At 58.0% G+C, this 8,536-nt stretch carries 9 protein-coding genes; 5 read left to right on the forward strand and 4 right to left on the reverse strand.

All coding sequences use genetic code 11. The annotated features are described in order from the left end of the window. Positions 1-208, reverse strand: a 208-nt coding sequence (locus AC1DUU_RS15445) for an LssY C-terminal domain-containing protein (protein WP_476784295.1), incomplete at its 3' end; no start/stop codon positions are given. 759 nt (positions 209-967) lie between these two features. After that, positions 968-1,396: a helix-turn-helix domain-containing protein gene (locus AC1DUU_RS15450; RefSeq protein ID WP_476784289.1), complete on the reverse strand. Its 429-nt coding sequence runs from the start codon at positions 1,394-1,396 to the stop codon at positions 968-970. 67 nt (positions 1,397-1,463) lie between these two features. Between AC1DUU_RS15450 and AC1DUU_RS15455 the strand changes: the two genes are divergently transcribed. The 5 genes from AC1DUU_RS15455 to AC1DUU_RS15475 all read left to right on the forward strand — a co-directional run bounded on the left by AC1DUU_RS15455 (position 1,464) and on the right by AC1DUU_RS15475 (position 6,927). Further along, positions 1,464-2,681: an MFS transporter gene (locus tag AC1DUU_RS15455; RefSeq protein WP_476784290.1), complete on the forward strand. Its 1,218-nt coding sequence runs from the start codon at positions 1,464-1,466 to the stop codon at positions 2,679-2,681. Between the two features lie 837 nt (positions 2,682-3,518). Then, positions 3,519-4,751, forward strand: coding sequence for a glycine betaine/L-proline ABC transporter ATP-binding protein ProV (proV, locus tag AC1DUU_RS15460; RefSeq protein ID WP_476784291.1), 1,233 nt, complete (start codon positions 3,519-3,521; stop codon positions 4,749-4,751). 22 nt (positions 4,752-4,773) lie between these two features. Next, positions 4,774-5,652 carry an ABC transporter permease gene (locus tag AC1DUU_RS15465; RefSeq protein ID WP_476784292.1) on the forward strand — a complete coding sequence of 293 codons (879 nt, stop codon included), beginning with the start codon at positions 4,774-4,776 and terminating at the stop codon, positions 5,650-5,652. 62 nt (positions 5,653-5,714) lie between these two features. Continuing rightward, positions 5,715-6,581 carry a glycine betaine ABC transporter substrate-binding protein gene (locus AC1DUU_RS15470; protein WP_476784296.1) on the forward strand — a complete coding sequence of 289 codons (867 nt, stop codon included), beginning with the start codon at positions 5,715-5,717 and terminating at the stop codon, positions 6,579-6,581. Between the two features lie 91 nt (positions 6,582-6,672). After that, complete coding sequence (locus tag AC1DUU_RS15475; RefSeq protein ID WP_476784293.1) at positions 6,673-6,927, forward strand: helix-turn-helix domain-containing protein; 255 nt, start codon at positions 6,673-6,675, stop codon at positions 6,925-6,927. A 704-nt stretch (positions 6,928-7,631) separates the two neighbouring features. On the opposite strand, the gene AC1DUU_RS15480 is transcribed toward AC1DUU_RS15475, so the two are convergent. Then, complete coding sequence (locus tag AC1DUU_RS15480; protein WP_476784294.1) at positions 7,632-8,288, reverse strand: ANTAR domain-containing response regulator; 657 nt, start codon at positions 8,286-8,288, stop codon at positions 7,632-7,634. Positions 8,289-8,381: 93 nt separating this feature from the next. Then, positions 8,382-8,536, reverse strand: a 155-nt coding sequence (locus AC1DUU_RS15485; protein ID WP_476784297.1) for a transporter substrate-binding protein, incomplete at its 5' end; no start/stop codon positions are given.

Genomic DNA, 8,536 nt, shown 5'->3' on the forward strand with positions numbered 1-8,536 from the left:
ACGGAGAGTTGAGCAGAAACGCTCGTATCATTCGCCACGAGGTTGCTATCCCCAAACGATCAGCCGTCGACCAGCCCGCTGCTGTAAACGCGTCGCGAAGCTGTTGAAGAGTTCCAATGAGGACAAGATTTACGGGATYGCCGGGGAGACCATCCCCGGTGATCGTGTATCTAGGGATAAGTCTCCGGTGAAGAACCTTCAGGCCCATTCGAACGACATTTGGCAGAATGACATAGGCACTCAACCCGTAGGTAAGACTCACCGCTAAGATCCATGGAAGTCTGTGGTCCGCAGTATCGAAAACGACGAAGACTATCAGCCAAACACTAAAAACGCCCAGACAGAAGACGAGAACCCTCTGAAAAAGGCGCTTGAGCAATATCAAGATTCGTTTTCCCGTCTAGCGCTAGTGAGTTGAGCGTCGCCCTTGCTGTTCGTATCCGGATTCTGTTTGCCGAACATACCAAATGGGCGACATGCCGTTCCTCACCGTGACCCAAACTTTTCGCTCGAAAGCTACACCGAACGCGTCCTGAATAGTAGCCTTTCCTCGCCTTGCCACTGCCGCAAGTTCCTGAAGCGGCGGATCTCGACGGGGGGCGACGACCGTACTTGGCGGCTATGCCCATAATCGGAGAATCGAGAGTTCTCATCCGCGAACATGGCCGTCATACAGCCTGCAAGTCGGTGTTTTTCGCGCTTCGTGGTCGCGACGCTGCCTTTTGGCGATTAGGGTGATCTTTCAGCCAACGATTGGTCCGATAGCCTACGAGTTCGACAGCGAATTGACGGAGTATCGCCTGTGGGAAGGTCCGACGAGGGTCGCGACCTGAACGGCTGCTATTCCATCTCCTCATCCCGAAAGCAGGCGGTCCGCCAACGGCCCAATCCAGGCTTTCGTGGCACGTCTCCTAGCGTCTGCAGTCGGCTCAAACCAAAATCTGCAACCGCGGGCGTCCGATCTGACCTATGCTCGTGCCCTCGTTGGCGTTTTCCGAGGCTTTGCAATTTTGGACGCTGTGTTCAGGAGCTTGCGGAATGTCGGGCATTCGAGATGGCTCGGTGCACTGCAGTCGGCGACATGCCAAAGCGTGTCGCGCAAAACGCGCAGCCCAGCCATCTGTCTTCGCAATTCGTCCGCCTTGGCACGCAGTTCCTCCCTGGGCAATTCCAACCGGCCGTCCTGTCCAAGGATCGCAGCGATCTCGGTGAGTGAGAAACCTGCCGTTCTGCCGAGCGCGATCAGGGAGAGCTTCAACAGGACGTCTCCGTCGAATTGTCGCCGCAACCCATGCCGGCCGAAGGATCGGATAAGCCCAATTTCCTCGTAGTACCTCAGGGTAGAGGGCCGTACGCCGGCGCGCTCGGCTACCTCACCAATATCCATCATTTTCATGCTTGACCTCAAGTTGGCTTGAAGTCGTAGCATCTCTTGCAATGACAATTGCGGCAAGGGAAATAGGATGGAAACCACATCAAGAACGACTGAAATGGCGATCTGGCGGGATAGCCGTGCAGTCGCGCTGTTGATGGCGGCAACGCTAACGGTGATGGCAAACGCGACGATCAGCCCCGCGCTCCCCGGATTGCAAAAACTGTTCGCAGACGATCCCCACTCGGCATTGTTGACGCGTCTCCTGGTCACGGCCCCTTCGTTGAGCGTTGCGCTCCTAGCTCCATTGGTGGGGCTTGCCGTGGACCGGATCGGACGACGCGTTCTGCTACTTGCCGGTATTATACTTTTTGTGATCGCAGGCAGCGCCGGGTTGTACCTCCCTAACTTGCCGGCGATCTTCCTGAGTCGCATTGCATTGGGCATCGCCGTCGCGTTTATCATGACCGCGCAGACGGCACTGGTCGGCGACTATTTCGCTGGTGAGGCCCGGAGCGCGCTGACGGGATTGCAAATCTCGGCTCGAAACTTTGGCGGCCTGGTTTTCATATTACTGGCGGGCTTGGTCGCGGCGGTATCGCCGCGATGGGCCTTCGGTGTGTACGGGTTGGCCCTGCTGGTGCTGCCGATTGCATGGATGGTGATCGTGGAGCCGCGGCAGACGCCTTCAGTCGGCCAAGTTGCCTATACGTCCGGATCGGAGGAGCAGCGGAGATGGCGTCTGCCATTTCTTGGTCTGGTCGTCCTGCAGTCGGTAACGAACATGTTCTTCTTCATCATGCCGACGCAGTTACCGTTCTTCCTCGATATCGAGGGTTATAGCAGTGCCGCCATGACGGGCATGACGCTCAGCGTGCTGATGCTGAGTGGCGGCAGCGTGGCGTTGGTCTACTCCCGGATACAGCGGGCTATCGGCTACGCTGGCGTCTATGCAACTGGGTATGCTGCTATGGCGTCTGGTTTCCTGTTGTTGGTGACTTCGGCGGTGCCTATGTTCACTTTGGCTGGCGCTGCTCTGATCGGTGCGGGCTATGCGGCGGTTTCGCCGACATTTGTCGCGCTGACACTTGCTCTTGCACCACCGCATCGCCGGGGGTTGGCCGGCGGCGTACTGACGGCCTCGGTGTTCACCGGCCAATTCATCTCGCCACTGCTCAGCACACCAGTGATCATGACCGCTGGTTATCAGGGGCTCTTCCTGGGCGCAGCCGTGCTTCTRGCGAGCATGGCGGCGATCGCGCTGGGCGGCACTCTCCTGCGAGCCCGCGAAACGCGGCCATTCAGATGACCGGATTTGGCGCGCCCACCAATTTATAGCAGAACACCACCGACAGGTGCTTTGACATGTGCGCGTTCAAGAATGTCTGCCCAGAGTCAGGTAAGAGCGAGCTTGCGCGACCCTAATGTCCGGTTGTCGAGATCTGGAGCCGGAAGCAGTACCACCCGGCGCTTTCGCCGCTAGACGCCAAGCCGCATCTCGACCAGTTCCGAGCCGACAACCGAAATGACGCGCATCAATCGGCAATGCACGCATGGCGTCCCTCCAATGGCAGACGTTTTCTGCGCCGACGCCAGGTGACTTTGTGGCCATCGCTTTAGGCTCATTGCGTACATACGCTGCTCTTTAGCGGATGGCCCCCAGATCCAAGCCAAAGTAGCTCGCCGCTAGCCGTGACGGCGCCCATCCCATTTGGGTAAACATTTTTTGCGCTTGTCCACCGATCGGGCAATTTTCAGGGGCGACAATCGGAGCAGGCCAACACGCGCTTTTACATGGCATCGGCGGCCAAAATGGCACCCCAATCAGCCCCAAAATGCAAGGCCAACAAGCCGGCGGGCACAAAAAGTGGAATTTTTGATGGACTCCGGAAGCTACATGGCGTATTGAGATAGCATCCTTGCGCTTCGACAATAATTTGTCAATGTAGAAAACTCTATTTCTGCGCGCCGACCAATCCTTGATGTTTGTTATATATGCACTCATCTTGGCAGTGCGAGGTTTAGATTTTGCGCCTTCGGAAGGGGCGTCGAAAGTAGTTTCGAACGTGCCTCCATTGGCAGAGGCCTGAGACAAAAATCACGATAAGGAGAGTGCGTCGGCTATCGAGCAGGCGGCAAATCATTGATGGCAATAACGACTGAACACGACAACTGCGCCTCCAGCGAGGCGACGAAGATACGGTTGAGGAACGTCCATAAGATCTTCGGGGAACAGCCCCGGAACGCCCTCGAACTGCTCCGCTCGGGTAAGGACAAGGCCGAAATCCACCGGACAACCGGGTGCTCCATTGGCGTCAACGACGCCAGCCTTGATATCAAGGCAGGAGAGATCTTCGTGATCATGGGCCTGTCCGGATCCGGCAAATCAACCCTTCTACGCTTGCTGAACAGGCTGATAGAGCCGACATCTGGTTCAATTGAGATTGACGGCCACGACATTACGAAGATGTCGCGTAGGGCGCTCATCGACCTCCGCCGCAGGGACATCAGCATGGTGTTCCAATCCTTCGCGCTTCTTCCAAACCGCAACGTGCTAGACAACGCCGCCTTCGGACTGGAAGTGGCCGGAGTTGGGGCGGCTGAACGCCAGATCAAGGCCATGGCAGCGCTGAAGGCCGTGGGGCTGGATAGCTATGGCGAAAGCCGGACGGATGAGCTCTCCGGCGGCATGAAGCAGCGAGTGGGGCTTGCCAGAGCGCTGGCCAGCGAACCGACCATTCTGCTTATGGACGAGGCTTTTTCGGCGCTTGACCCGCTGATCCGTACAGAGATGCAGGACGAACTGGTTCGGCTGCAATCCGAGCACACCCGCACCATCGTTTTTGTCAGCCACGACCTCGATGAAGCGATGCGAATTGGCGACCGTATTTGCATCATGCAAAACGGAAATGTCATCCAGGTTGGAACGCCCGATGAAATCGTCGGCAATCCCGCCAATGATTACGTCCGCTCGTTCTTTCGCAATGTCGACGTCTCACAGGTTTTCAAAGCGGGCGATGTAGCCCGCAAGACACAGCTCACGATCATAGAACGTCAGGGTGTTTCAGCTGCAGCAGCGTTGGAACAGATGAAAAGTCATGACCGGGAGTATGCCATTGTGGTGGGGCGCGACAGAAAATATCTCGGAATGGTCAGCCGGGCGTCGCTGATGGAGAAGGTCCGCTCCAAGGATGCGGACTCGTATCGCAAGGCGTTCCTTTCAGAGGCGGTGCCGATCCTGGCCAGCGAGCAGCTTTCCAGCGTTCTTGGAACTGTGGCGGCCACCGAATGGCCCGTACCCGTAGTGGACGACGAACACCACTATGTCGGCGCCATCAGCAAGTCGGCACTGCTTGAGACGCTCGATCGGGCCAATTGAAACCAGACTTACGGATAAAATCATGTCCTTCGACATCGGCGACGGCATCGACCTAGCCGTCAACTACCTGCTCGACAATTTCGCCCCTGCGCTCGACACGTTCGCAGCGCTGATCGGGTTCGTGACGGGCACCTTGCAAAGCGGCCTCCTAGGCATTCCGATGCCGCTCGGGATCGCCATATTCGTCTTTCTCGCCCTATGCCGCGTCTCTCTCGGCTTTGCAATTTTCACCGGCCTGTCGCTTGCTCTGGTGGGGCAGATGGAGCTTTGGCCGGCAATGATGGAAACCTTGTCATTGGTAATCGCATCGACGATCATTGCGATAATGGTCGGCCTGCCGCTCGGCATCGCAATGGCGCGTCGCGACTCGGTTGCCGCAGTCATCCGCCCGGGGCTGGATCTGATGCAGACCATGCCGGCCTTTGTCTACCTCATTCCTGCGGCAATGTTCTTTGGCCTGGGGGCCGTTCCCGGCACGATAGCGACGGTCATCTTCTCGATGCCTCCGGTCGTGCGCCTAACGAATCTCGGCATCCGTCAGGTGGATGTGGAATTCGTCGAAGCCGGCAACGCATTTGGCTGTACGTCGACCCAACTCCTGCTCAAGGTTCAACTGCCCAACGCGATGCCATCGATCATGGCAGRCATCAACCAGACCATCATGTTGTCATTGTCCATGGTGGTCATCGCTTCGATGATCGGCGCCGGCGGYCTGGGCAACACTGTTCTGACGGGAATTCAGCGACTTGATGTCGGCACCGGCTTTGAAGGCGGCATCGCCGTCGTCATTCTCGCAGTGATCCTTGACCGGCTCACCCAGAGCCTCGGGAAGCAAGGCGCATCCTGGCGCTTGCTGTCTCCCAGCTTCGCATCGCGGCGGTCGGTGGTTACCACCACTTGACCGTTGCACCGCATCAGCGGGCCAGCGGTCCGCTGTTTTCCCAGCCAATAAATGGAGTAGACATATTGAAGGCCATTGGAACCATCAGCCTTGCTGCCATCCTCATTGGCGGCGCAGCTACCGTAGCCATCGCGCAGGACGCAAAGCCTGTAAAGATCGGCTGGTCGGCATGGTCCGACGCGGAATTCGTCACCAAGCTCGCCGCCAAGATCATCAAGGATGAACTGGGCTACAAGGTCGAGCTTATGCAGACGGATGTGGCACCGCTCTACCAGGGCGTGAGCCGCGGGGATCTCGATGCGATGATGATGGCGTGGCTTCCGCAGACCCATGCCGAGTATTATGGCAAGATTGAAGACAAGGTAGACGTCCTCGGCACCGTCTACGACGGCGCCAAGCTTGGATGGGTCGTCCCGGCATATATACCGGAAAGCGACATCAGCTCGATCGAGGACCTGAAGAAAGACGAAGTCAAGCAAAAGCTCGACGGTACTGTTCAGGGCATCGATCCCGGTGCGGGGCTTACCCGTCTTTCGGAAAAGGCGGTCAAGGACTACAGCCTCGACAGCTACAAGCTGCAGATTTCCAGCGAGGCTGGCATGCTGACGACCGTGGACCGCGCAACCAGGTCCGAGAAGTGGTTCGTCGCGACGGCCTGGAGCCCGCATTGGATGTTCGGCAAGTACGAACTGCGCTACATCGCCGATCCGAAGAAGTCCCTCGGCCAGGCCGAGCATGTCGACATATTGGCTCGCAAGGGTTTCAAGCAGGACAACCCGGAGGTCGCAGGCTTTCTGTCGCGCATGAAGCTGCCCATTGGCGATCTGGAAGCGGCAATGTTCCAGGCGCAGGAGACTTCGTATGATGCCGCTGTCGAAAAATACATGGCGGATCATTCCGAACAAGTGAAAGCCTGGACCGGCAAATAGGCGGCAAAATAGGTCCATGGACCTCTGAAAAGAACCTGGCACYGGTCATGGTGCCAGGAGTGCCGATGGGGTCATCTCGAAGGGAGTTCCTATGATTTTCAACGATCACTATGCGGCCAATGGCGTTTTGGACGACACGATTGGCGGACGCATCTCGCTTGCTCGCGATGCATTGGATGTTTCGGCGCAAAGCATGGCGAAAGTGGTGGGCGTCGAGACGAGTACCTGGAGCGACTGGGAAAATGATCGGGCTGCTCCACGCGCCAATCGCCTGGCGATGATCGCGGGCGTTCTGAGTGTAAGCCTCTCATGGCTGCTCACCGGACGAGGCGCGGGTCCGAGGTAATGGTCGGGATTGGCCGATGCTCACGACATGAGACGAGCGGATGAGAATGGGATTTCGATGAAGCATTCACGAGAAAATGCTACTCGTTACTCGTCGAGCATTAAATCTCGGATTAAGAGAATCTGACGTCTAGCCTACCTAGATTTTCGGCCATAGGCGGTTGAAAAGCGTTATGCCGCGTTACGCGACATCTGCGGCTTTGTGCCCATTTGCGTGCGTCAATTTGGACCAATCAGTACACCAAGGTGGGACGCCACCGGCGGCCGAGACTGGCTCGGCGAACATAATATCGGAGGCGCAGTGACCGATTTGCTAACAGGATCCTGCCGAAACCTGACCGTCAGGTTTCGGCCCTATGATGCCACATATTAGACCCACGACGTTCCACGGAAGCCGCCAACGCGTTCGGCAAGGACTCGGTGAAGTCTTCGCGCTCATGCCTGCGGCGCAAGAAAAAGCTAGACCCTTGCTGCAGCATTGCGGAGCCGCGACATCGATCTCCAGCCTGACACGCAGACCCAGACGATGGAACTCGGTCAGCGCACCGCTGGAGGTGAGCGTGCAGTTGCTCACTGTTGCGTCGACGGCGAAAGGAGAGGCTGCCGATCAAGCTCGCCCCGAGTCTTGCCGAGCCTGCCCTGCAACTGTTCGCCTGAACAGCACTTACGGTATCGACTCGCTCCAACTCCGTTCGAGGCGTGAAATCAGGTGACATCGGCAGCTTGACGCAGAGGGAGGTTTAGCAGGTCGCTGGCATTGATGATGGCCAGGGCAATCGCCTCGATGGTGGTGCGTTTGTTCATCGCCTGCTCGCGCAATGTCTCGTATGCGACCTGTTCCGACACCTTATTGGTGGCCATCAGGATTTCCTTGGCCTTGTCGATATCCCGGTGCGCCTTGAGTTTTGCGGAGAGGCGATCGACACGCGTGCGCAGACGCGCCTCGCGCCGGTGATTGTTGACGCTCAGCAGTATGTTGGCGAGGATTCCGAATGTCCTGAGCGGCAGGCCGATCACCGCCTGGGCCCGCAGGCGCAAAACTTTCTCGACGATGATCGGGTTCTCATAGTCCACAATGGCAATCAGCACCGCCGGCGGATCGTCCGCGTTCCAGTTCCAGGCGATGCCGCCTTCGACCAGCGGGCGGATGAAGGCGAACACCACGTCGATGTTGGCAGGAATTTCCGCCGGCGGCGGCCAGTTTGTCTGGACCTGGCAGCCGATCCGGTTGAGGTGCTGCCAAAGCTCCTCGCCCTCGCTGCTCTTGGGCTGCAGCAAAAGGACCCGGAGCGACCGTATGTCCTTGATCTGGATCGGCGCTGATCCGTCATGCGGCGCCACGTGGGGGCTACGTGATACCATTGTTCCTCATCGCGGCAATGTCGTCGTTGCGGAGTTCCAACGCTTGCCTGTGGTGTCGTTCGGTTGCTTGGTCCCATGCCCCTCGGCACGGGGTCATATCGAATGCATGGCCAGCCGCTCCCCCCATTCCTCGGGGTTGTAGCTGGCGAGATAGGGATCCGGCCGGATGGCCGCTGCTGCCTTGGACAGAATCTCGAACTGGCCGTCCTGGCGCGCCCGCGCTACCCGTGGCCATACATAGGTATGGG

It is taken from the genome of Aminobacter sp. P4_H6_2, assembly GCF_056400805.1.